Below are 23,101 nucleotides of genomic sequence, written 5' to 3'. Positions count from 1 at the left end.
TTTTGCCTTAAATCTAGGGACTGCCTGGGCGGTTCCGTGGACGGGAGACGTAGCGGGTGAGAAAGGGAAGGACCATCGGCAGAGCCGGCTTGATGGGCATGGTGGCCGTTTCCTGGATATCCATTCTGGTCATCGGGGCGGTCTGGTTGTATTCCATGTTCGTCGATTTCAGGGCGGAGACTACCCGGATTCGCGAGGAGCGCTACGCTGAGCGCCGCAGCCTGGTCAAGGGCGAGGTGCAGGAGGCCCTGGAACTGGTCGCCGGGCTCAGGCGGACGGCCGCCGACAACCTCGCGCGGAAGCTCGAATCCAAGATCCGCGACGTCCGGGCCCTGAACGAGGTCCTGGGACGCGACCTGGCCAAGGGGGCCGACGCCACGGTGCTGCGCATCGCCACGGTGCGGCTCATGGCCGCCCTGGACCGCAGCGAGGCCCGGCTTTACGCCATCCGCGGCAACACCATCTATCTTTTTTCCCCCTTCCCGAAATGGGTCAACCGTGAGGACGCCCTGTCCCAGGTGGAGGCCGAGCTCAAGGGCACGGCCAACGGAGAGCGGAAGCTGGCCCTCAAGGTGTCCGACGGCATGAGCCGGTATACCCTCCTGGTCAAGGTCAACGAGTTCGAGGCCCAGGGGCTTCGCGTGGTGGCCGGAGCCTGCCTCGAGATGGCCGAGGAAGCGGTCAAGGAGATGGCCCTGCGGCAGCTGGGCGACATCCGCTACGCCAAGAACGGCACCCTGTTCGGCGGGACCATGGAGGGCGAATCCATTCTCGGCCCGGCCGTCGGGCAGAACATGTGGAACATCACCGACGCCAACGGCGTGAAGATCGTCCAGGAGCTGATCAAGGCGGCCAAGCAGGGGGGCGGGTTCGTCACCTACGTCATGCCGCCGCTGGGCGGGCAGCGCAATGATGCCAAGGTCAGCTACGCCGAACCCATCCCGGACTGGGGCTGGTACATCGGCATCGGGGCCTTCGTGGGCGACATCGAGGGGGTCATCGAGCTCAAACGCAAGCAGCTTGAACAGCACATCCAGGACCGCGCCCTGCTCATCCTGTCCGGCATGGCCCTGCTCAGCCTGCTGGGCCTGTACCTTTCCCGCCGCCTGGCCCGGAATATCGAGGCCAACGTGGCTTCCTTCACCCGTGTATGGGAGCGGGCCACATCGGGCCAGGGCGAGATCGACGTGGCCTCACTCGACTATGCGGAGTTCAAGTCTTTGGCCGAGGCCGCCAACCGTATGGTCGCCGAGCGGCAGGCGACCCAGGAGGCCCTGTCCGAGAGCCTGGAGCGGTTCAGTTCCCTGGTCGCGAACATCCCGGGCGTCATCTACCACAGCGATTTCCGCAACGGCTGGGTCAACCGGTTCGTCAGCGGCACGGCCCTGGACGTGACCGGATATCCGGCCGAGGAGTTCATGGAGGGCGGCGGCCGGACCTTCCAGTCCATCGTCCACCCCGAAGACCGGGAGTGGGTGGAGCGCTCCCTGCGCCAGGGGCTGGAGCACCGCCAGACCTACCTGGCGGACTACCGGATCATCCGCCGCGACGGCGAGGTCCGCTGGATGTCCGAGCGGGGCAGGATCATTCACGGCGATGAGGGCGAACCGGACCGCCTCGACGGCGTCATCTTCGACGTGACCGACCGCAAGCACGCCGAGGAGGAGTACTACAACCACATTCATTTTCTGGAGACCCTCGACCGCGTGGACCGGGCCATGCACAGCGCGACCACCACGGACGGGATGCTCCGGGCCACGGTGGAGGCCATCCGCCTCGCCTTCGGCGCCGACCGGGGGTGGCTGGTCCATCCCTGCGATCCCGAGGCGGACTTCTTCCGCGTCAAGGTGCTGCGGGCCGATTCCGATTACGAAGTGGAAGGCATGGAAGGCATGGAAATGGCCGTGACCGAGAAGACCCGGCGGGATCTCCGGGCGCTGCTCGACGGCCACGTCGCCATGGCCTTCGACCCGTCCACCGGGATGGCCCTGGACGATCTGCTCACCGAGCAATACGGCGTCCGCTCCCAGCTCATGTTCGCCATCCAGCCGAGCGTGGGCGCGCCCTGGGCCCTGGGACTGCATCAGTGCCGCGACGCCCGCGTCTGGACCAACGAGGAGATCCGGCTGTTCACCGAGGTGGGCCGCCGCCTGTCCGATGGGCTCAACGTAACCCTGATCCTGGACGAGCTGACCGAAAGCGAGGAGCGATTCCGGACGTTCTCCGAGCAGACCATGCTCGGCCTGTGCGTCCTGCAGGAGGACAGGGTGACCTTCGCCAACAAGGCCGCGGCGGACATCGTCGAGACCACGGTGGAGGAGCTCATGTCCCTGCCCCCCGGCGGGTTCAGCCGGTACCTGCACCCGGACGACAGCGATTTCGTCATGGCCCAGGCCCGGCGCAAGCAGGCCGGGGAGGGCGACACGGTCCCGGCCTACAACTGGCGGGCGGTGACCGGTACCGGCCGGGTCAAGTGGGTGGAGATCCACTCCCGGAGCACCAAGGTCAACGGCGCGCCGGCCGATCTCGTTTCCCTGGTGGACATCACCGCCCTGAAGCGGGCCGAGGAGGACCTGGAGGCGATCATCGCCGAGCGCACCTCCGCCCTGGCCCTCAAGGCCGAGGAGTTGAAGCGGGCCAACGCGGAGCTGACCCGGCTCGACGACCTCAAGTCCTCCTTCCTGACCACCGTGTCCCACGCCATACGCACTCCGCTGACCTCGGTGCTCGGCTACGCCGCCCTGGCGCACAAGGAGCTGGACCGGTCCTTGAACGGAGCGGGCAACGGCGAGAGCCTGGAGCGGGCTCTGGGCAATCTCGACGTCATGGAGATCGAGGGCAGGCGGCTGAATCTGCTGGTCGACCAGTTCATGGAACTGGCCGACATGGAGGCGGGCGGCGACCTGCGCACCGAGGCGGCTTATCCCGTGGGCGAGACCATCCGCCGGGCCGTGGAGAGCGCCCGGGCCGCCTGCCATGACCGCGCGGGTCTCGATATCGTCCTGGAGATGGCGGACGGCCTGCCCGAACTCAACATCCTGCCGGAGCACCTGGAGCGGGTACTCGGACACCTGTTGAGCAACGCCTGCAATTTCACCAGCGACGGGAACATCACCGTGCGCGTGACCAGCCCGGACGGCAAGGGGCTGGAATTGACCGTGGCCGACACGGGCAAGGGCATCCCCGAGGCGGAACTGGAAGCGATCTTCAAGCCGTTCCACCAGGTGGAGACCGGCGATACCCTGGTGGACGAGATCAAGGGCGCGGGTCTGGGACTGGCCCTGTGCCGCATGGTCGTGGAGAAGCTGGGCGGCCGGGTCTGGGCCCGGTCGGAGAAGGGCAACGGCTCGGTCTTCCACGTGATCCTGCCCGGCGGCCAAGGCTGATTGGTCAGCCGAGCCTCATGACCAGATTGGACCACGGGTCCACGCGCACCTCGGCCCAGGGCGGGACCACGATGGTCGAGGTGTACTCCGTGACGATGGCCGGGCCGGTGAACCGGTTGCCCGGCGCAAGGGCCGCCCGGTCCAGGATGGCGGCGGCCACGGCCGCGCCGTCGAAGACCGCCTGCTGTGTGCCCAGCCGCGCCTCGGCGGCGATTTCCTCCCCGCTCATTGTCCCCGGTTCGGGCGTCTTCCCGTCCGCGATCCCCCGGCTGCGCAGCCGGACGTTGACCACCTCCACGGGTTTGTCCGCGTTGCGGTAGCCGTAGCGCTGTTCGTGCAGGGCCTGGAACCGCTCGGCCATGTCCGGGCCGAAGGGGACCACGATCTCGAAGGACTGGCCGTGGTAGCGCATGTCCAGGAAGCGTTCGTGGACCACCCGCTCGGGCGGCACGCCCTCGGCGGCCAGCTCGTTTTGGCCGTCCCTCTCCAGTTCGGCGAAGGCCGCGTCCATGTCCCGGTCGGTGAATTCGGCGACCGGGCGCATGACCGTGCGCGAGTAGTCCTTGACCACGTCGGCCATGAGCATGCCCGTGGCCGAGAGGATGCCGGGATCGACCGGCACCAGGACTTCGGGCATGCCGAGGAGCCGTGCCAGGTCGGCGCAGTGCAGGCCGCCCGCGCCGCCGAAGGAGAGCAGGGTGAACTCGCGGGGGTCGAAGCCCTTTTCCACGGAGATGACCCGGATGGCCCGCTCCATGTTGGCGTTGGCCACGGCCAGGACGCCTTCGGCCAGCTCGGCGGGCGGCAGGCCCAGCTCTCCGGCCAGCCGCTCGATGCCGTCGCGGGCGCCCTCCGCGTGAAGGGCCATGCCTCCGCCCAGAAACCGCTCGGGCACGATGCGCCCGAGGTAGAGGTTGGCGTCGGTCACGGTGACCCGTTCGCCGCCCCGGCCGTAGCAGATGGGGCCGGGGTCCGCGCCCGCGCTCTCCGGGCCCACGGCCAGGGAGCCGCCGGGGTCCCGGGCGGCGATGGACCCGCCGCCCGCGCCCACGGTGTGGATGTCGATCATGGGCACCTTGACCGGGTAGCCGGAGATGCTCGACTCCATGGTCAGGGGCAGGCCGCCGTCCATGAGGCTGACGTCGGTGCTGGTGCCGCCCATGTCGAAGGTGATCAATTTGTCGAACCCGGCGGCGCGTCCCAGGGCCAGCGCGCCCACAGCGCCCCCGGCCGGGCCGGACAGGATGGTCCGCACGGACTCGCGCATGGCCGTGTCCGCCGAGATGGACCCGCCGTTGGACTGCATGATCCGGAGTCCCGCGCCCTGTCCGTCGCCGGAGCCGATGCCGCGTTGCAGGTCGGTCAGGTAGCGGGTCATGATCGGCGAGACGTAGGCGTTGACCACCGTGGTCGAGGTGCGCTCGAACTCGCGGAATTCGGCCAGGATCTCGCTCGACAGGGACACGGGCAGCCCGAGTTCGCGGAGCAGTGCGCCCATGCGTTGCTCGTGGGCCGGGTCCAGGAAGGAGAAGAGGAAGCAGACGGCCATGGATTGAGCGCCCGAGGCCTGGATTCGTTCCACCACGCGCGCAGCCTCGGCCTCGTCGAACGGGGTCAGGGTCCCGCCCTCGGCGGTGACCCGGCCGGGCACGCCGAAACGCAGGGCGGCGGGCACGATGTGCGGACGGCGCCGGTAGTGCAGGTCGTAGAGAGAGGCGCGGTTCTGGCGGCCGATCTCGATGACGTCGGTGAACCCCTCGTTGGTCACCAGGGCCGTTGGCACGCCCTTGCGTTCCAGGATGGCGTTGGTGGCCACGGTGGAGCCGTGGACCACGGCCAGGTCCGTTTCGCCCAGGCGCGCGCCGGGCAGCCGCTGCGCGAGGATGTGGCGCAGGCCGGCAAGGACCGCCTCGGCCGGATTGCGCGGCGTGGACAGGGTCTTGTACGTGCCGGTGTCCGGGCCGTGGACAAAGGTGAAGTCGGTGAAGGTGCCGCCGGTGTCGACGCCGATGGTGAGCATGGAGCCTCCTGCGAAAAGTGGAGAGGCGAGGATACAGGATTCGGACGCGGTGCGCCAGGACGGGCTCGGGGAGCCGGGTCGGCGTCTGGCCCGGAGCCGTGAAGACCGGCAGGCGGATGCTCCGGTTGACCCCGGCGGGCATGGGCGGATGGATGTCTTTGCCGTCAGGAACGTGTCTCCTTGACGGCTCGCTCCTTCCTCTGCCTCTCGCCTCTTCCTCCGCCCGCCCTGCGGCGAGAGTCGGGACAGGAAGCCCGCTTTGTGCTATCCCGGGAAAAAAGGAGCGGGCGATCCCATGCACTGCGACATCACCTACATCCACCACAGCGCCTTTGTCCTGCGCACGGACAGGCGCGCCTATCTCTTCGACTATCCCGAGAACGAACACCTGCCCGAAGGGGCGGGCGACCTGGTCCGCCGGACCGTGGCCGGGACCGACCTGGCCGTGTTCATCTCCCACGGCCACGCCGACCACCTGAACAACGACCTCGCCTCGGTGACCGGCACGGCCGCCAAGGTCCACTACGTGCTCTCGGACGACGTGGAGGAGCTCCGGCCCGGGGCCGTGCCCGGCAACGGCCAGGTGCTGGCGGTCGAACCGGACGAGGCTTACGGGTTCGGCGGCATGGTCATCGAGACCCTGACGTCCAACGACCTGGGCGTGGCCTTCCTGGTGGAGGACGGGTGCTTCCGTTTCTACTACGGCGGCGACCTGGCCGAATGGGTCTGGCCCGGCGCGTCCCCGGCCGAGGCGGAGTTCACCCGAAACTTCTTCCGCACGGCCATGGAGCGGGTCCGCGACTTCAGGCCGCATGTGGCCTTCGCCAACGCGGACCCGAGGCTGGACAATCTGGCCGGGGGCGAGGCGGCCTGCCGGATCATCGGCGCGCCCGTGTTCGTGCCCATGCACACCTTCGGCGAGACCGCTATCATCGCCGACCTGGCCCGGCGCGCGGCCGGGGGGCCGTCCCGGCTGTTCACCTATGCCCGCATGGGGGATTCGGAGGCATTCTCTTTTTAGTTTACAACTATTTATTCAGCTTGTTACAGGATACAAATATTGCGTCAGTCAACTTTTCCCGGGGGCTTCATGCCGAAACGAGCCACGCTTCTGACCCTGGTCCTGTATCTGTCCTGTCTCCTGGTCGGCCCTTCTGCCGCCTTCGGCGCTTCCCCGGCCGCCGTGGCCGCAATGACCGGCGGTTCCGGCAAGGGCGGCAAGGCCGCTGAGACGGTCATTCCCGCCGACGCCACCCCGAATCAACTGAACGAGATCCTGGCCTCCATGAGCGACCAGCAGGTCCGCCGCCTGCTCATCGAGGAGCTGCGCAAGGACGCGGTCCCTCCGGCGAAGGACGACGGGCCCAAGGGCATGGCCGGAGCCATCGTCCGGGCCAAGCGGTTCGTCCAGAAGGTCCGGGAACGGTTCGCCTATCTCTTTTCCGGCGCGGCCCAGGCCCCGAGGCTGCTGCCCGAGGCCTTCCGCAAGTCCGTGACCGGCGCGGGCGTGCACCCGCCCGGAGAGCTCGGGCTGGGGCTGCTCGCGGTCACGGTCCTGTGGTTTCTGTCCCGCTGGTTCGTGGCCCGGCGGCTGTCCGGGCTGCGCAAGCGCATCGAGGACGTGGACCCGTCCGCGTCCCTGCCGGTCAAGGCGGGGCGGCTCCTGGTCCGGGCGTTCTTCGACGTGTTCGCCGTGGCCTGCGTGGCCTTGGTCACCCTGATCCCGTACCTGCTGATCTTCAACGAGCCCGCCAAGGGCCGCCCGGTCATCTTCGTCTGGCTGGCCGCCATGCTCATTGTTGAGGTGGTCCGGCTGGCCGCGCGCTTCATCCTGGCCCCGGAAATGGGCCCCATCCGGTTCCTGCCGCTTGGCGACAACGCGGCCCGGTATCTGTACAAATGGATCGTGCGCTTGGCCTGGGTGGTGGCCGTGGGCATCCTGGCCAGCTCCCTGGTGAGCATGACCGAGGGCAGCGAACTGGTCTTCCTACTCATCGTGTCCGCGACCGGCTTTGTCGTCGCGGCCATGGTCAGCCTGCTGGCCCTGTGGAACAAGCGGCCGGTGGCCGAGGCCATCCGCCGGGCCGTGCCGCCCCGCAGCCTGCGCTTCCAGCTGGCCGGGACGTGGCACGTGGGCGTCATCGTCTACGCCATGGGCTTCTGGTTCTTCTGGGTGGCCGCCATGCTGGTCTTCGGCAACCACGCCATGCTCACCGGCATCTACACCCTGCTCCTGGTCCCGGCCTACCTGCTGGTGGACTGGGGCTGCCAGCGGCTGGTCGGCTTCGCCGCCGGGCTGGCGGACGCGCCCACGGACGACATGGGCGGGGAGACCGTGGTCGAGGGCGTGCCCAACATCAGCCGGTTCCAGCATTTCCTGTCCGTGGGCTTCCGCGTCCTGGTCCTGGCCGGGGCCGCGTTCCTGCTGCTGCGGATATGGGGCATCGACCTGGCCTTCGGCGAGGCCACGGTCGGCGCGGGCATCGACATCCTGCTGACCCTGGTCCTGGCCTACATCTTCTGGGTGTTCATCTCGAACTACATCGAAAGAAGGCTCAAGGCCAAGGACGAGCCCGCCGAGGAGCACGGCGAGGGCGACGGCGGGGGCGGCCCCGGCGGCGACCGCTTCTCGACCCTGCTCCAGTTGGTCAAGAAATTCATCTTCGCGGCCCTGTCCGTGATCACCGTGCTGATCATCCTCTCGTCGCTCGGCGTGGACATCGGTCCGCTCATCGCGGGCGCGTCGGTCTTCGGCATCGCCATCGGCTTCGGCGCCCAGACCCTGGTCAAGGACATTATCTCCGGCATCTTCTTCCTCATGGACGACGCCTTCCGGGTGGGCGACTACATCATCGTGGGCAGCGCCATGGGCACGGTGGAGGAGATTTCGGTGCGCTCCTTCAAGCTCCGCCACCACCTGGGGCCGCTGTACACCATCCCGTTCGGGTCCATCAAAGAGGTCCAGAACATGACCCGCGACTGGGCGGTCATGAAGCTGCAATATCTGGTGCCGTTCGATACCGACATCAACGAGATCAAGAAGATCATCAAGAAGATCAACAAGGAAATCCGGGCGGTTCCGGAGCTCAACGAGTTCATGCTGTCCGACATCAAGAGCCAGGGCGTCAAGGCCATGGAGCAGTACGGCATGCGCATGCGGGTCAAGTTCATGACCAAGCCGGGCGGCCAGTTCACCCTGCGCAAGTTGGTCCTGGCCAAGATGCGCAAGTACTTCGCCGAGGCGGGCATCGAGTTCGCCAAGCCGCGCGTGTCCGTGCACATCCCCGAGCGGGAGCGCCTGACCCCCGAGGAGGAGGCCCACGTGGCGGCCGCCGCCTCCCAGATCGTGGCCGAGGAACAGTCGGGAAAGAAGAAGAAACACTAGCCGTGCTGGCCGGGGCGGTCGTCCCGGTCTTGCGGCGGGAGCATCATGTCGTTTGACCTGACGTTCGAAACCCGCGACGGATACATCGTCGGCATCGTCACCGGGGTGATCGACACCCCGGAGGAACTGCTGCGCAAAATCAGGACCATGGTCCACAAGGCGCTGGATTCCAACATCAACCGGTTCCTCATGGACGAGCGCGGCCTGGAGCTGCGTCTGGAGGCCCACGACATCATTGAGGTGGCCAACCAGTTGGAAGCCAAGAACATCCAGTCCCTGGGCGGGCGGTCCGCCTGCCTGTGCAACCCCGGCTTCATCGAACAATACCGGGCCTGTGAGACCGCGTACCACAACCGCTCCCTGAGCTACCGGGTGTTCGAGCGCGAAGCGGACGCCGTGGCCTGGCTCATGCGCTGATCGCGCCTTTTCTTGCGGCCGCTTTCGCGTTAGGGTGGCCCATCGCCAACCACACCTCGACCAGGAGCCCATCTTTGACCCTCAAGGACAATCTGCACGCCTTCTTCTACCCCGCCGCCGTAGCCGTCATCGGGGCGTCCTCCACCCCCGGCAAGGTGGGGCACACCGTGGTGACCAACATGCTGTCGGCCGGATACACCGGCAAGCTCCTGCCCGTGAACCCCAAGGGCGGCGAGATCGAGGGGCTCCCCGTGACCACCGACATCAACGACCTGCCGCGCGGCCTGGACCTGGCCGTCATCGCGGTGCCGCCCAAGTACGTGGTGGAGGCCGTGCGCGAACTCGGGATGATCGGGGCCAAGTCGGCCATCGTCATCACCGCCGGGTTCAAGGAGGCGGGCAAGGAGGGATACGACCTCGAGCAGGAGCTCAAGGCCCTCTGCGAGGAATACGGCATCAGCCTGCTCGGGCCCAACTGCCTGGGCATGATCAACGTCGGGGCCGGGGTCAACGCCTCGTTCGCGGCGGGCCAGCCCGGACGCGGCTCCATCGCCTTCTTCTCCCAGTCCGGGGCCCTGTGCGTGGCCATCCTCGACTGGGCGCTGGGCGCGAACATCGGTTTTTCCAAGTTCGTCTCGCTGGGCAACAAGGCGGTCCTGGACGAGGCGGACATGCTCGAATACCTCAACCGGGACGAGGACACCAAGGTCATCCTCGGCTACATCGAGAACGTGGAGCACGGCGAGGCGTTTTTGAAGGAGGCCCGGCGGACCAGCCTGAACAAGCCGGTGATCATGATCAAGGCGGGCACCACGGCGGCCGGGGCCAAGGCGGCCAGCTCGCACACCGGGGCCATCGCCGGGTCGGACCAGAGCTACACCGCCGCCTTCCACCAGTCGGGTGTCATCCGGGTGGGCGACGTGGCCACCCTGTTCAACCTGGCCCAGGCCTTTTCCAGCCAGCCCCTGCCCAAGGGGCCGAACCTGGCCGTGGTCACCAACGCGGGCGGGCCGGGCATCCTGGCCGCCGACGCGGCGGACCGCTCCAAGCTGTCCATGGCCGAGCTCTCCCCCCGGACCATCGAGAAGCTCCAGGAATTTCTCCCCAGCTACGCCGCCTTCTACAACCCGGTGGACATCGTGGCCGACGCGGACGCCAGGCGCTACCGCCAGACCCTGGACGTCATCGGCGAGGACCCCATGGTCCACTCCATCCTGGTCCTGCTCACGCCCACGGCCTCGGTGGAGATCGAAAAGGCCGCCGAGGCGGTCATCCGCACGGCCCAAAAATGGACCAAGCCGGTCTTCGCCTGCTTCATGGGCAAGACCAAGGTGGCCGGGGCCCGCAAGATGCTCATGGACGCGGGCGTGCCGTGCTACGCCTTCCCGGAACCGGCGGTCCATTCCATCGAGACCATGTACCAGTACTACCTGTGGAAGCACCGCCCGGCCCCGGTCTACGCCGAGGTTACGCGGGACATGGACGCGGTGCGCAAGGTCATAGACGACCACCTGCGCCGCCGGCAGGCCGAGGTGGTGGAGTTCGAGGCCCAGCAGATTCTTCGGGCCTACGGCCTGCCCACCCCCAGGACCAGGCTGGCGCGCACCTCGGACGAGGCCGTGGCCGCCGCCGAGGAGATCGGCTACCCCGTGGTTTTGAAGATCGCCTCGCCCGACATCTCGCACAAGACCGACGTGGGCGGGGTTGCGGTCAACCTGGTCAACGCGCGCGAGGTCATGGAGACCTTCAAGGAGATCACGGCCAGGGCGCAGCGCCTGCGCCGCGACGCCTACATCGCGGGCTGCCTGGTCCAGGAGATGGCCCCTCCGGGCGTGCGCGAGGTGATCATCGGGTTCAAGCGGGACGAGCAGTTCGGGCCCATGCTCATGTTCGGCCTGGGCGGGGTCTACGTGGAGATCATGAAGGACATCTCCTTCAAGCTCGCGCCCCTGTCCAAGCAGGACGCTTTCGAGATCGTGCGTGAGATCAAGTCCTACATGCTGCTCAAGGGGCTCAGGGGCGAAAAGCCCGTGAACTTCGCGGCCCTGGAGGAGATCATCATGGTCATGTCCCGGCTGGCCCTGGACCTGCCCGAGGTGCTGGAGGCCGAGTTCAACCCGATCCTGGTCAACAACGAGCGGGCCATGGTCGCCGACGTGCGCATGACCCTGAGCGTCTAGGTCGCGATCACTTCTTCCGGAGTTCGGTGACGGACTCGCCGCCGATGCCCCAGTTGTCGGTGTCCACTTCGTCGATGATCACGAAGGTGGTCTTGGGATTCTTGCCGAGCACCTCGGCCAGCAGGTCGGTCACGCCCTGTATGAGGCGGCGCTTCTGCTCTGCGGTGGCGCTTTCCCTGGTGATGCGGATGTTGACGAACGGCATGGGCTTCTCCCGGTTCCGGTTCAAGGTCGGAGGGGCAGGGCGACGGTCACGGTGGTGCCGCGCTCCTCGGACGAATCCATGTCTATGCGGCCGCCCATGACCTCGACCATGAGCCGGGCCGAATAGGTGCCGAGCCCCGTGCCGGTGCGTTTCCCGGCGGTGGCGTACTTGTCGAAGAAATGGGCGCGCACGGCCTCGGGCACCGGGGCGCGGTTGTGCACGGCCACGGAGAATTCGCCGTCGGCCGCCCCGCGCATGGAAACGGTGTCGCCGAATTCGGACGCCTCGATGCCGTTTTTGACCAGGTTGGCCAGCACCGCGTAGAACAGGTTTTCCTCGACGGACAGGGGCAGGGCGTCCTCGCGGCGGAGCGGCCCGTCCCCGAACGTGACCTCCATGGTCACGCCCTTCTGGCGGGCCAGGTCGGACAGGTCGTCCGCCACCCGCCGGCATACGGACAGGATGTCCACGTCCGCCGGGGCGTATTCGTAGGCCCCGGTCTCCATCTTGTAGAGGTCCAGGGACCGGCTGATCAGATCCATGCCGGTGTTGGCGGCGTGGCGCATGTCCTCGAGCAGTTCCTTCTGTTCCGGGTCCAGGGTGGTGTAGTTTTCCAGGTAGGTGATCCCGCTCAGCACCCCCAGCAGCGGGGTCTTGATGTCGTGGCGGGTGATCTGCTCCACGTCCTCGCGCAGCTTGTCGGCCTGGAGCCGCGAGTGCTCCTTGGCCGCCTCCTGGCGGATCAGGAGCAGGACCACGCCCAGCAGGGCGAAGCTGATGACGAAGGAGCCCACCGTGGCGTAGAGGTTGAACCGCTCCAGTTTCCGCTTGGGGCCGGTCACGTCGAAGACCAGTTCAAACGCCCCGAGGAACTCGTCGCCGCGCATGATCGGCACGAAGGTCTCCACGGTGTCAACGGTCGAGGCCGGGCCAGGGGCCGATTCGTTGCGCATCGCGCCCAGGCGGGCGTAGCGCCTGCCCTTGGACACCCTGTCCGTGAAGATCGGCCCGGACTCGAAGGAATCGATCTCGGCCAAGTCGGTGGAGTAGAGGATTTTCCCGTCGGGCGAGAGCACCCGGACCCTGAGCAGGCCGAAGTCGGTCTCCAGCCGGTAGACGTCGGCCAGGAACCGGGGCGTGTCCAGGACCGCCGGGCCGAGGCGGCTGTGCTTGATGGACGGCGGGATGGTCAGCACGGCCAGCCGCCGGGCCGCGTCCTCGAAGGTGCCGACCATGATCTCGGTGTAGGCGGGGTAGATGACCAAGGCGTTGATCAGGGGCAGGGCCACGGCGCAGAGCACGGCCAGGACCAGGATGCCGAGCAGGGGATAGCCGTGCCTGTCCCGGTTCCGGCGGGTGAGGATCAGCCAGCGCAATCCTCCGGGATGGATGCGGGCGGTGTTGTCCCGGCGTCCGCTGTCGTCCATGGGCCTGAACTCTCCTGGGGTGAAAGTGTACGCTCGTCCCATGCACCATAACAGACGGCGGGCATCCGGCAAAGGGGGCCGCGCGGGTTTTCGGGCCGGGATCAGGCCGAGAGCATCATCCCGGCGATTTCCCGAAGGATTTTCGCGCCGACCATGGCCGTGACCCCGTTCAGGTCCCGGTCCGGGTTGAGCTCCACGATGTCCGCCCCGATGATCGGCGCGTCCACCGCGTGGAGGACGTCCAGCAGCTCGCGCGTGCTCAGGCCGCCCGGTTCATGGTGGGAGACGCCCGGCGCAAAGGCCGGGTCCAGGGCGTCCAGGTCCACGCTGACGTAGACCGGGCCGTCGAAGCAGAGCCTGGGCCATCCGGCCCGGTCCTTCATCTCCAGCCACTCGATGCCGAACTTCTCCCGCTGCTCCCGCTGGTGCCCGTGGGCCGTGCGGATGCCCACCGAGACCAGCCGGGTGCACAATCCCTCCTCCATGATCCGCGCGAACGGGCAGGCGTGGGAGTGCGGGTTGCCCTCGAACTCGTGGTAGCAGTCCGGGTGGGCGTCGAAGTGCAGGATGGCGAAGTCGCCCACGGCCCGCTTCAGCCCCCGGACCAGCGGATAGGTCACGGAGTGGTCGCCGCCCAGGAAGATGGGCCGGACCGCGCCGACTTCGGCGGCGGCCTCCTCGATGACCGAAAACGCCGTGTCCGGGTCGCCCAGGGCGAGCGCGCCCTGGTGGTCGAGGACCGGCCCCAGGTCGAAGCCGGTCTCGGACCACAGGTTGGCCGAGTCGCAGTGCAGCGCCTCGACCAGGGAGAAAGGCCCCCTGGCCGGGCCGCGCAAATAGGACGAGTTGTGGTCCAGGGGAACGCCGATGACGGGAATGCGCCGCATCCGCCGGGCCCCCTAGAGGATGTACCGGGACAGGTCGCGGTTCTCGATGACCTCATCGAGCTGGGCCAAGACGTAGTCGCGGTCGATGACGACCTTGCTGCCGGACTTGTCCGGGGCCTCGTACGAGAGGTTGGCCAGGATCTTCTCCATGATGGTGTAGAGCCTGCGCGCGCCGATGTTCTCGGTCTCCTCGTTGATCTTCTCGGCCGTGGCCGAAATCTCCTCGAGCGCCTCCCTGGTGTAGTCGATGGCCACGCCCTCGGTCTCGAGCAGGGCCTTGTACTGCACGGTTAGGGCGTTCCTGGGCTCGGTCAGGATGCGGTAGAACTCCGCCTTGTGCAGGGAGGCCAGCTCCTCGCGCAGGGGGAAACGGCCCTGCAGCTCGGGGATGAGGTCCGACGGCTTGGCGAAGTGGAACGCGCCCGCCGCGATGAACAGGATGTGGTCCGTCTTGACCATGCCGTACTTGGTGTTGACCACGCTGCCCTCCACGATGGGCAGCAGGTCGCGCTGCACGCCCTCGCGGGACACGTCGGCCCCGCCGGTCTGGTCGTGGCGCGAGGCGATCTTGTCCATCTCGTCGATGAACAGGATGCCCTGCTGCTCCACGCGCTCTCTCGCCAGCTCGTTGACCGCGTCCGGGTCGATGAGCTTGTCGGCCTCCTCGTCGATGAGCACCTGGTAGGCGTCCTTGATCTTCATCTTGCGGGCCTTGCGCTTGCCCGGGAACATGTTGGAAAAGGCGTTCTGCAGGTTGGAGCCCATCTCCTCCATGCCGGGGATGGCCATGATCTCAACGCTCGCCCCGCTCTGGACCGTGACCTCCATCTCCACCTCGCGCTCGTCCAGCTGGCCGGAGCGGAACATCTGGCGGAACTTCTCGCGGGTGCCGTCCTCCTTGGGCGGCTCGATCTTCTCCACCTCGCCGTTCTGGCCGCCCTGGAAAAAGCCCATGGGGCCGCCGGCCTGCGGTTTCTTACCCGGCAAAAGCAGGTCCAGCAGACGCTCCTCGGCGTTCTTCTCCGCCTTGATGCGAACCTTCTCGGTCTCTTCCTTGCGGACCATGTTCACGCCGATCTCCATCAGGTCGCGGATCATGGACTCCACGTCGCGGCCCACGTAGCCCACCTCGGTGAACTTGGTGGCCTCCACCTTGAAGAACGGGCAGTTGGCCAGCCTCGCCAGCCTGCGCGCGATCTCGGTCTTGCCCACGCCCGTGGGGCCCATCAGGATGATGTTCTTGGGCGCGATCTCGTCGCGCAGCTCCGGGTCGAGCTGCTGCCTGCGCCAACGGTTGCGCATGGCGATGGCCACCATCCGCTTGGCCGCTTCCTGGCCGATGATGTATTTGTCCAGTTCCGATACGATTTCACGCGGTGTCAGATTGCTCATGGGGGATGCCTCCGGCGGCCAGAGGGAAAACTTTTGAAAAAGTTTTCCCTCTGGACTCCCTTTCAAAACTTTTTATCGCACGCCTGTCGGCGTGGGGCATTGTCTCATTGATGGGCACGTCCTTGGTGAACGCACCTTCCACGCCGCCAAGTCATCATTTCGTGTTCCTCGTCCCTTCCCGGCGGCGTGGCGCCAAAAAGCTTTGAAGGGAGAGCGCGAGAGGGAAACTTTTTTCAACAAATCCGCAGGACAGCGAATTTGGACCGCGCCCCTTGGGCGCGACCCCGAAGGGGTGAGGGCCATGGACGGCCCGAATCAAAGTTTCCCTGTCGCATCTTCATCATGAACTACTTCGCCTGTGTCTCGATGGTGATGTGGTTGTTGGTGAAGACGCAGATGTCGGCGGCGATTTCCATGGCCTTGCGGGCAATGGTCTCGGCCGGGAGGTCGGTGTTCTGTTGCAGGGCGCGGGCCGCTGCCAGGGCGTAGGAGCCGCCCGAGCCGATGGCGGCCACGCCGTCGTCGGGTTCGATGACGTCGCCGGTGCCCGAGATGATCAGGATGTGTTCGCCGTCGGCGGCCAGCAGCATGGCTTCGAGCTTGCGCAGGTACTTGTCCGTGCGCCAGTCCTTGGCCAGTTCCACGGCGGCCCGGAGCAGGTTGCCGGAATAGGTCTCGAGTTTGGTCTCGAACCGTTCGGACAGGGTGAAGGCGTCGGCGGTGGCCCCGGCGAAGCCGATGACGACCTTGTCCTTGTAGATGCGCCGGACCTTGCGGGCCGTGTGCTTCATGGCCACGCTCTGGCCCAGGGTCACCTGGCCGTCTCCGGCCACGGCCGTGCCGTTTTCGTCCTTGACCGCTACGATGGTCGTTCCTCGAAGATTCATATTCTACCTCGTGTTACTACCAGGTTTGCTTTGTGATCAGTGATATTAATTGGTACTATTCTGAATTCATTGTAAAAAAAAGAGTCGCCAATTGTCAGAGAGAAATCCTTACGAGGGCCTTTTTGTAGCGAATAAATAAACCCTTTTACATAAGGAGTTTTCATATCCATACCACCTGTTGTGTAACATTCAGAAACATGCAATATATTTGTACTATCATTTAAAATTAGTTCTTGCCCAGATGAAAGCAACAATTGTTCAGAAGATGTAGGGGTAAAATTTGCTTCGGTGGCATAGTCGTTTGGATTAATTTTACTGCAAGTATTAAGATTTTCTTTTGCTTGCGACAACTCTTCTCGAACATTTTCGCATTGTTTTAATTCTATATTATACTTACGTGATGCTTCCTCAAGCTCAGCAATTCTATTTTTCAGTGTTTTGACTTCCTCTTTATTCGGGATATCAACAACAACAGGATAAAGCATGAATGATGCAATTAATCCACCAAAAATAGTAAATCCTGCACATATGATCGCTAACATGGATAGCTCAACTTTCTGAGCCGCACGCTTTACATTTTTTCCCATAGAGATATCCACCGATAATAAAGGTTATTGCTGTGCAGGATCATAATGACCTCGTCTACCAATCCTGCCTCGAGCCCCTCCTTGAGGGCAGAAAGCGCGATGCGCGCCGCGTCTTCGACCGGATAGCCGTAGACGCCGCAGGAGATGGCCGGGAAGGCCACGGTTCGGATGTCGTGTTCGTGGGCGAGCCGCAGGCTGTTCCGGTAGGCGTTGGCCAGCAGCCCGGGTTCGTTGTCGTTGCCGCCGCGCCAGATGGGGCCGACGGTGTGGATGATGTGGAGCGCCGGCAGGTCGAAGGCCGGGGTGATGACCGCCTCGCCCGGGGGCAGGGAGCCGATTTCCCGGATGATCTCCCGGCAGGCGGCCTGGAGCCGGTTCGGGCCCGCCGTGCGGTGGATGGCCCCGTCCACGCCGCCGCCCCCGGCCAGCCGGGAGTTGGCCGCGTTGACGATGGCGTCCACGGTGAGCCGGGTGATGTCGCCTTCGCGGACGGAGAGCCGTCCGGGGCCTGCGCTCCATGTTTTCTGCATGACGCTTTGATAGGTAATGCCTGTGCGCGGATTGGCAAGGGGGACGGGGCTCGAAAAACTTCCCGCAACCGTTCGTTCGTGCTAGGATACGGGGCATGAGCAAGTCCGAGACCATACTCCTTGTGGACGACCAGCCCGAGAACATCAGCATCATGATCGAGGCGCTGCATTCGCTCTATACCCTGCTTGCGGCCACCGACGGGGCCACGGCGATTGAGCGCGTGAACGGCGACCCTCGGCCGGACCTCGTCCTGCTGGACGTGATGATGCCGGGCATGACCGGCCACGAGGTCTGCCGCCGGATCAAGGAGAACCCGGCAACGCGGGACATCCCGGTCATCTTCGTGACCTCCCTGGACGCCCCGGACGACGAGGCGCGGGGGCTGCGCATCGGGGCCTCGGACTATATCACCAAGCCCATTAGCCCGCCCGTGGTCCAGGCCAGAGTGCGGACCCATCTCGATCTCAAGAAGGCCAGGGAGCAGTTGCAGAGCCAGAACATGGCCCTGGAGGAGCGGGTCCGGGAGCGGACCGCCGAGGTCATCCAGGCGCAGCGGGAGCGGGTCGAAAGCCTCAAGCACTTCGCCGACGCCATGGCCCACCAGATCCGCAACCCGGTCATGTCCATCGGCGGCATCGCCGGGCTGTTGCTGCGCAAGACCCCGGAGGGCAGCCCCCTGGCGACCTACGCCGAGGCCGTGCGCGAGGACAGCCTGCGGCTGGAGAGCCTGGTCGGGGTGATCAGCGAGTACGTGTCCCTGACCGCCGGGGCGTTCCAGGAGGTCCAGGTCAACGGCCTCGTGGAGGCGGCGCTGGAAAAGGCGAGCGGTTTCGCCAGCTCGTCGGGGCGGGGTCTGGAGGTGGAGAGCGGGTTGCAGCCCGCCATGGTCAAGGTGGACGAGCGCATCGTGATCACGGCCATGGCCGAGATCGTTATCAACGCCATGGAGTTTTCCGGGGAGGGGAACACAAAGCTGACCATCCGCGGCGGGGTGGGCATGTACGGCGACGAGCTGGCCGCGGCCGGGCTGACCGGTCCGGTGCGCCACCGCTACGGCATCCGCATCAGCGACGACGGGCCGGGCATCGACAGGGATATCCTGCCGTACGTGACCGATCCCTTCTACACTACCAAGGCGCAGGGCGCGGGCATGGGGCTGACCAAGGTCAAGCGCGTCATCTGCGACGAGCACGGAGGGACCCTGCTCATCGAATCGCCCGCCGCGTCTTCCGGGAAACGGGACCGGCCGGGAACGTCGGTCACCTTCGACCTGCCCCTGGCCTAGGGGCGCTATTTCTTGACGGCGGGCTTGAGCTCCGCGCCCAATGCGGCCTCCTGGCCCTCGCCCTTCACCTGGGCGATGGCCTCGGCGTAGGCCAGGAACACGTCGTCGCGGTTGATCAGGCCGATGATGTCCGAGGTGTCGGTCTCGGAGACCACCGGAATCTGGCCGTAGTCCGTGTTCACAAAGCGCAACAGGGCCTGGTACAGGTCGTAGTCCGGGCGGACGTAGACCGGGCGCGACATGAGGTCGCGGACCACCACCAGGTCGTGCAGGTCCTCCTCGAACATCCAGTTGCGCACGTTGTGGATGGAGACCATGCCCACGTAGGTGCCGTCCTGGGAGCGCACCGGGAAGTAGAACTGGTCCGAGTGGGCGATGATGTCGGTCAGGGCCTTGAGGGTGGTGCCCTCCTCCAGGACGATGACGTCGCCGGGGTTGTAGAAGTCCGCGACGTGCATCTGCTCCAGGACGTTGATGGTCGCGTCCTCGGCGTGGGCCGGGGAGTCGAACTTGTTTTCCGCCTGGTGCTCGTAGAGCGAGAAGTTGCGGCCGAGCACGATGCACAGGGCCGAGGCGAGCATGAGCGGGGCGAGCAGACCGTAGCCCTGGGTCAGCTCGGTGACCATGATCAGCGGGCCGATGGGGGCGTTGGCCACGCCCGCGAAGAAGGCGGCCATGCCGACCAGGATGTACGCGCCGGGCTGGGTGACGATGTTCGGGAAGAAATGGTGGCCGAGCTTGCCCACCAGGCCGCCGGACATGCCGCCCACGAACAGGGCGGGCGCGAACATGCCGCCGGACATGCCCGAGCCGATGGTCACCGAGGTGGCCACGGTCTTGCCTATGATGATGTAGCACATGCCGAGCGCCGGGATCTGGCCGAGGATGGCCAGCTCCAGCCAGCCGTAGCCGCCGGACAGGATGCCGCCGGTGACCAGGCCCGCGTGGGCGGTGTACGGATAGAGGACGCCGAGCAGCCCCATGGTCAGGCCGCCCAAGCCCATGGACCAGACCAGGCCGATCTTCTCCTTGAGGGGGAAGAAGACGTGGTACTTGATGGTGTAGAAGGTCTTGACGTAGAGCCAGCCCACGGCCGCGCAGACAATGGCGAGCAGGGCGTAGAAGATCAACTCGCGCGGGTCGTGGAAGGAAAATCTCGGGATGCCGAAGATCGGGTCCGTGCCGTAGAAGAAGGTGAAGATGGAGTAGGAGACCACGGAGCTCATGACCGAGGGCAGGATGGCCTCGGACTCGAAGTCCTCGCGGTAGATGACCTCCACGGCGGTCAACGCGCCGCCCAGGGGGGCGCGGAAGATGGCCCCCAGGCCGCCCGCGGCGCCCGCGAGCAGGAGCATGCGCCGTTCCTTGGCGGACATGTCCAGGATCTTGGCCAGCCAGGAGCCGATGCCCGCGCCCATCTGGGTGATGGGGCCCTCGCGGCCGGCCGAGCCGCCCGAGGCGATGGTCAGCACCGAGCACAACCCCTTGATGATGGCCACCCGGGCCCGGATGATGCCGCCCTGGTTGTGGAAGGCGTTGATGGTCGCGTCCGTGCCGTCCGTGCCGCCGTTGATGGTCTCGGGGATGAAGGTCTTGACCAGCCAGCCGGTGAGCAGGGCCGTGCCCGTGGTGAAGGCCGGGATGACCCAGGGCCGGTACACTCCGGCCGGGCCCTCAAACAGTCCTTCGCCCGCCGGGTCCGGGGAGACGATGCCCGCCAGCTGGTGCTGGATGAGGAACTTGCCGCTCTCCACCAGCCAGAAGAAGCCTGCGGCCACGAGGCCGGACAGGGTGCCGACGACCACGCCGATGACCAGCCATCGGAACGAGGTGACCGTGCGGTACGACTTGACGAAATCTTTCCAGTAATTGATCAGTCGGGAGATGGGCATGTGACTAACGGACCTCCGGGCCCTTGCGGAAATCCGGGTGGGTCAGTTTGATGGCCGCTTCGGGCTGGGCGAGAATCTTGCGGCCCAGCTCCACGTCCCTGGCGATGCGGTCCTTGAGTTCTTCCAGGCTGTTGAACTTCTTCTCGTCGCGGATGCGCTGGACGAAGTGGACCCGGATCTGGTCCCCGTAGATGTCGCCGGAAAAGTCGAGCAGATGGGCCTCCACCGACAGCGTCTCGTTGCCGAAGGTCGGGTTGAGGCCGATGTTGGCCACGCCTTCGTACACGGCCCCGTCCACCTCGGCCCAGACGGCGTACACGCCGGGCTTGGGAAAGAGCTCGTCCACCAGCTTGAGGTTGGCCGTGGGGAAGCCGAGCAGCTTGCCGCCACGGTTCATGCCGTGCACCACCTCGCCCTTGACCTGGTAGAACCGGCCGAGCAGGGGGCGCACCGCCCAGACGTGGCCCGCCTGGACCAGGTCGCGGATGCGGGTGGAGGAGACGATGGCGTTGTCGATGGTCACCGGATCGAGCCGGTCCACGGTGAAGCCGTACTTCCTGCCCAGCTCGCACAGGGTCTCGAAATTCCCGGCCCGTCCCTTGCCCAGGTGGTAGTCGTAGCCGATGATCATGTCCTTCACGTTCAGCCCGTCCACCAGGTAGGTCTTGACGAACTCCTCGGGGGAGAGCCTGGCCATGTCCATGGTGAACTCGAGCAGCAGGCAGACCTGCGGCCCGTACTGCGAGAGAAGTTCGATCTTCTGCTCGGTCAGGGTGATGAAGGGCGGTGTGCGGTCACTGCGCAAGACCCGCAGGGGATGCGGATCGAAGGTGACGACCACGCTGATGAGATCCCGGGCCTTGGAGCGCTCGCAAGCCAGCGCGATGAGTTTCTGGTGACCCTTGTGGACTCCGTCGAAGTTGCCGATGGTCACGCATGACCCGGCGATGACGTCCTGGATGTCCTGTATGGTCCGTGCGACGATCATTGTGTAGGGTGTTCCTGTTTGAAAAAAATGCAACCTACGCCAAAACACCCCTGTGCACAAGGGTTGCCTATTTCCCGATTTCGGCGCGGGCCTTGATGGTGTCCTCCAGCGCCTTGACCTGGTCCTTCTGCTCCTGGGTCTGGGCCAGGTCGCGGGCCCGCTGCATGTACTCGCGGGCCTTGTCCAGGCGCATGGAATAGACTCCGGCGTAGGCCAGGTGCAGGTTGCCGCCGAAGGTGTCGCCGGACTCGCCCAGGATCATGCCCAGGTGGTGGTGGACCTCCCAGTCCTCGGGCACCAGTTCGTTGACCTTGCGCATGTTCCGGGCCGCTTCGGCATACTGCTTGGCCTCGGCCTGGAGCCGGGCCAGGTAGAACAGGGCCATGGCGTCGTCCTTGTTCATGATGGCCGCCTTCTGCAACAGCCCCACGGCGCGGTCGGACTGCCCGACCTTGAAATAGAAGATGCCCGCCTCGCGGACCACCAGGGGGTCGTTCTTGGCCAGGGAAAGGGCCTTCTCGAACTCCGCCTGGGCCTCGTCGATGCGCTTCAACCGCTCCAGGGTGATGCCGCGCCCCACGTAGTCCATGGGCGTGTATTCGCTTTTGGCCTTGTCGTCCCAGTAGGCCAGCGCCGTGTTGGCCGGGGACATGCGCGACCGGATGAGCACCTGGACCCGCTTCAGCACGGTGTTGTCGTCGGTGCGCTTGAGAAATTCCTTGGGCATGCGCGCGATGCGGTCGTTGAGATAGGTGATGCGGTCCGCCATGCCGGGGTGGGTGGACAGGTAGCTCGGCATGTTCGAGCTGTTGTCGTACCATTTGTTCTTGAGCATGATCTCGAAGGTCTCGGGCAGCCCCTCGGGGTTGTACCCGGCCTGGACCATGGAATTGAGGCCCACATGGTCGGCCTCGCGCTCGTCCTCCTGGGAGTAGTGCAGCATGGCCGCCGTGGCCACGCCCTGGGAGCCGAGCACCAGGGCCTGGCCCGCCTGGGCCGCGTTGCCCCCGCCGCCGGCCACGCCGAGCAGGAGCCCGGCCAGCATGCCCGCCGTGGACAGCAGGGTGACCTTCTTCTGCTTCTCGATGCGGTTGACCACGTGTCGCTGGGAGACGTGCGCCAACTCATGCGCGATGACCCCGGCCAGTTGCGACTCGGTCTCCACGGATTGGATCAGCCCCGTGAAGATGTAGATATACCCGCCGGGGATGGCGAAGGCGTTGATCAGCGGATTGGCGATGACCGCGCTCTTGACCTGAAACGGCATGGGCCGCTTGCCCGTGACCACCCTGCTCACCACCTTGGCCACGTAGTCGGTGATGTAGGTGTCGCCGACCATGTTCTGCTGGGCGCGGATGATCTGGTCGAAGTCGTGGCCCATCTTGTTTTCGTCACGCAGGGTCAACTTGCCGCCGAATAGGTCGGCGCGCGCGGTCACGGCCGGGGCCAGGACCAGCAACACGGCGGCCAACAGGGCCGGAAATATGGCGAGGGGTGAACGCATGCAGCCATAGTAATCATTTGCCCGCCCAAAGCAACCACCGACCGATAGCTGCACAAGATGAGCAGGATGAAGATGCCTCCGGCGGCCGGGGGAAGGGGGAAAGGGAACCCTTTGAAAAGGGCTTCCCT

General features: G+C 65.8%; 17 protein-coding genes. 6 read left to right on the top strand and 11 right to left on the bottom strand.

The features are described from left to right. Positions 1 to 56 precede the first annotated feature (56 nt). Entirely contained in the window at positions 57 to 3,386 is a 3,330-nt protein-coding gene (locus AB6M95_RS13290; RefSeq protein WP_371387246.1) for a cache domain-containing protein, read from the top strand. Positions 3,387 to 3,390: 4 nt separating this feature from the next. Here AB6M95_RS13290 and AB6M95_RS13285 read toward each other — a convergent pair whose 3' ends face one another. Next, entirely contained in the window at positions 3,391 to 5,406 is a 2,016-nt protein-coding gene (locus AB6M95_RS13285) for a hydantoinase/oxoprolinase family protein (RefSeq protein ID WP_371387245.1), read from the bottom strand. Between the two features lie 295 nt (positions 5,407 to 5,701). On the opposite strand from AB6M95_RS13285, the gene AB6M95_RS13280 reads away from it, so the two are divergent. The 4 genes from AB6M95_RS13280 to acs all read left to right on the top strand — a co-directional run bounded on the left by AB6M95_RS13280 (position 5,702) and on the right by acs (position 11,388). Then, positions 5,702 to 6,427: an MBL fold metallo-hydrolase gene (locus tag AB6M95_RS13280; protein ID WP_371387244.1), complete on the top strand. Its 726-nt coding sequence runs from the start codon at positions 5,702 to 5,704 to the stop codon at positions 6,425 to 6,427. A gap of 69 nt (positions 6,428 to 6,496) precedes the next feature. Then, positions 6,497 to 8,791, top strand: a complete 2,295-nt coding sequence (locus AB6M95_RS13275; RefSeq protein WP_371387243.1) for a mechanosensitive ion channel domain-containing protein — start codon at positions 6,497 to 6,499, stop codon at positions 8,789 to 8,791. Positions 8,792 to 8,836: 45 nt separating this feature from the next. Further along, on the top strand, positions 8,837 to 9,208 hold the full coding sequence (locus tag AB6M95_RS13270; RefSeq protein WP_371387242.1) for a hypothetical protein: 372 nt from the start codon (positions 8,837 to 8,839) through the stop codon (positions 9,206 to 9,208). A 74-nt stretch (positions 9,209 to 9,282) separates the two neighbouring features. Beyond that, positions 9,283 to 11,388, top strand: a complete 2,106-nt coding sequence (gene acs / locus AB6M95_RS13265) for an acetate--CoA ligase alpha subunit (protein ID WP_371387241.1) — start codon at positions 9,283 to 9,285, stop codon at positions 11,386 to 11,388. Between the two features lie 7 nt (positions 11,389 to 11,395). On the opposite strand, the gene AB6M95_RS13260 is transcribed toward acs, so the two are convergent. The 7 genes from AB6M95_RS13260 to AB6M95_RS13230 form a co-directional block, all read right to left on the bottom strand. Next, positions 11,396 to 11,617 (bottom strand): 2-hydroxymuconate tautomerase family protein, encoded by a 222-nt coding sequence (locus AB6M95_RS13260; RefSeq protein ID WP_371387240.1) that lies wholly within the window; start codon positions 11,615 to 11,617, stop codon positions 11,396 to 11,398. Next, entirely contained in the window at positions 11,614 to 13,020 is a 1,407-nt protein-coding gene (locus AB6M95_RS13255; protein ID WP_371387239.1) for a sensor histidine kinase, read from the bottom strand. The genes AB6M95_RS13260 and AB6M95_RS13255 overlap by 4 nt, the downstream gene beginning before the upstream one ends. Before the next feature lie 101 nt (positions 13,021 to 13,121). Beyond that, positions 13,122 to 13,907 carry an agmatinase gene (gene speB / locus AB6M95_RS13250; protein ID WP_371387238.1) on the bottom strand — a complete coding sequence of 262 codons (786 nt, stop codon included), beginning with the start codon at positions 13,905 to 13,907 and terminating at the stop codon, positions 13,122 to 13,124. A gap of 12 nt (positions 13,908 to 13,919) precedes the next feature. Beyond that, entirely contained in the window at positions 13,920 to 15,299 is a 1,380-nt protein-coding gene (gene hslU / locus AB6M95_RS13245; RefSeq protein ID WP_371387237.1) for an ATP-dependent protease ATPase subunit HslU, read from the bottom strand. 347 nt (positions 15,300 to 15,646) lie between these two features. After that, positions 15,647 to 16,186 carry an ATP-dependent protease subunit HslV gene (hslV, locus tag AB6M95_RS13240; protein WP_371387236.1) on the bottom strand — a complete coding sequence of 180 codons (540 nt, stop codon included), beginning with the start codon at positions 16,184 to 16,186 and terminating at the stop codon, positions 15,647 to 15,649. Beyond that, the gene (locus AB6M95_RS13235) at positions 16,183 to 16,773 is read right to left on the bottom strand and encodes a hypothetical protein (RefSeq protein WP_371387235.1); all 591 of its coding nucleotides are present in this window, start codon (positions 16,771 to 16,773) and stop codon (positions 16,183 to 16,185) included. Before AB6M95_RS13235 ends, hslV begins: the two co-directional genes overlap by 4 nt. After that, positions 16,758 to 17,303 (bottom strand): O-acetyl-ADP-ribose deacetylase, encoded by a 546-nt coding sequence (locus tag AB6M95_RS13230; RefSeq protein WP_371387234.1) that lies wholly within the window; start codon positions 17,301 to 17,303, stop codon positions 16,758 to 16,760. Before AB6M95_RS13230 ends, AB6M95_RS13235 begins: the two co-directional genes overlap by 16 nt. Positions 17,304 to 17,398: 95 nt before the next feature. Here AB6M95_RS13230 and AB6M95_RS13225 point away from each other — a divergent pair, with 95 nt between their 5' ends. Beyond that, positions 17,399 to 18,589, top strand: coding sequence for a hybrid sensor histidine kinase/response regulator (locus tag AB6M95_RS13225; protein WP_371387233.1), 1,191 nt, complete (start codon positions 17,399 to 17,401; stop codon positions 18,587 to 18,589). Between the two features lie 5 nt (positions 18,590 to 18,594). On the opposite strand, the gene AB6M95_RS13220 is transcribed toward AB6M95_RS13225, so the two are convergent. The 3 genes from AB6M95_RS13220 to AB6M95_RS13210 form a co-directional block, all read right to left on the bottom strand. After that, positions 18,595 to 20,481 carry a chloride channel protein gene (locus tag AB6M95_RS13220; RefSeq protein WP_371387232.1) on the bottom strand — a complete coding sequence of 629 codons (1,887 nt, stop codon included), beginning with the start codon at positions 20,479 to 20,481 and terminating at the stop codon, positions 18,595 to 18,597. A 4-nt stretch (positions 20,482 to 20,485) separates the two neighbouring features. Next, a complete protein-coding gene (locus AB6M95_RS13215; protein ID WP_371387231.1) occupies positions 20,486 to 21,469 on the bottom strand; it encodes a bifunctional riboflavin kinase/FAD synthetase in 984 nt (327 codons plus the stop codon). Positions 21,470 to 21,536: 67 nt separating this feature from the next. Next, positions 21,537 to 22,973 (bottom strand): beta-barrel assembly-enhancing protease, encoded by a 1,437-nt coding sequence (locus AB6M95_RS13210; protein ID WP_371387230.1) that lies wholly within the window; start codon positions 22,971 to 22,973, stop codon positions 21,537 to 21,539. Positions 22,974 to 23,101: the final 128 nt, after the last annotated feature.

This window comes from Pseudodesulfovibrio karagichevae, from assembly GCF_041414475.1.
GTDB classification, from domain to species: domain Bacteria; phylum Desulfobacterota; class Desulfovibrionia; order Desulfovibrionales; family Desulfovibrionaceae; genus Pseudodesulfovibrio; species Pseudodesulfovibrio karagichevae.
This window is presented reverse-complemented; position numbering and strand designations above follow the sequence as displayed.

Bases quoted from the DNA above. Each gene is read 5' to 3' on its own strand.
- AB6M95_RS13285 (WP_371387245.1), bottom strand. From the start codon at position 5,406: ATGCTCACCATCGGCGTCGACACCGGCGGCACCTTCACCGACTTCACC.
- AB6M95_RS13280 (WP_371387244.1), top strand. From the start codon at position 5,702: ATGCACTGCGACATCACCTACATCCACCACAGCGCCTTTGTCCTGCGC.
- AB6M95_RS13275 (WP_371387243.1), top strand. From the start codon at position 6,497: ATGCCGAAACGAGCCACGCTTCTGACCCTGGTCCTGTATCTGTCCTGT.
- AB6M95_RS13270 (WP_371387242.1), top strand. From the start codon at position 8,837: ATGTCGTTTGACCTGACGTTCGAAACCCGCGACGGATACATCGTCGGC.
- AB6M95_RS13255 (WP_371387239.1), bottom strand. From the start codon at position 13,020: ATGGACGACAGCGGACGCCGGGACAACACCGCCCGCATCCATCCCGGA.
- speB (WP_371387238.1), bottom strand. From the start codon at position 13,907: ATGCGGCGCATTCCCGTCATCGGCGTTCCCCTGGACCACAACTCGTCC.
- hslU (WP_371387237.1), bottom strand. From the start codon at position 15,299: ATGAGCAATCTGACACCGCGTGAAATCGTATCGGAACTGGACAAATAC.
- hslV (WP_371387236.1), bottom strand. From the start codon at position 16,186: ATGAATCTTCGAGGAACGACCATCGTAGCGGTCAAGGACGAAAACGGC.
- AB6M95_RS13235 (WP_371387235.1), bottom strand. From the start codon at position 16,773: ATGGGAAAAAATGTAAAGCGTGCGGCTCAGAAAGTTGAGCTATCCATG.
- AB6M95_RS13230 (WP_371387234.1), bottom strand. From the start codon at position 17,303: ATGCAGAAAACATGGAGCGCAGGCCCCGGACGGCTCTCCGTCCGCGAA.
- AB6M95_RS13225 (WP_371387233.1), top strand. From the start codon at position 17,399: ATGAGCAAGTCCGAGACCATACTCCTTGTGGACGACCAGCCCGAGAAC.
- AB6M95_RS13220 (WP_371387232.1), bottom strand. From the start codon at position 20,481: ATGCCCATCTCCCGACTGATCAATTACTGGAAAGATTTCGTCAAGTCG.
- AB6M95_RS13215 (WP_371387231.1), bottom strand. From the start codon at position 21,469: ATGATCGTCGCACGGACCATACAGGACATCCAGGACGTCATCGCCGGG.
- AB6M95_RS13210 (WP_371387230.1), bottom strand. From the start codon at position 22,973: ATGCGTTCACCCCTCGCCATATTTCCGGCCCTGTTGGCCGCCGTGTTG.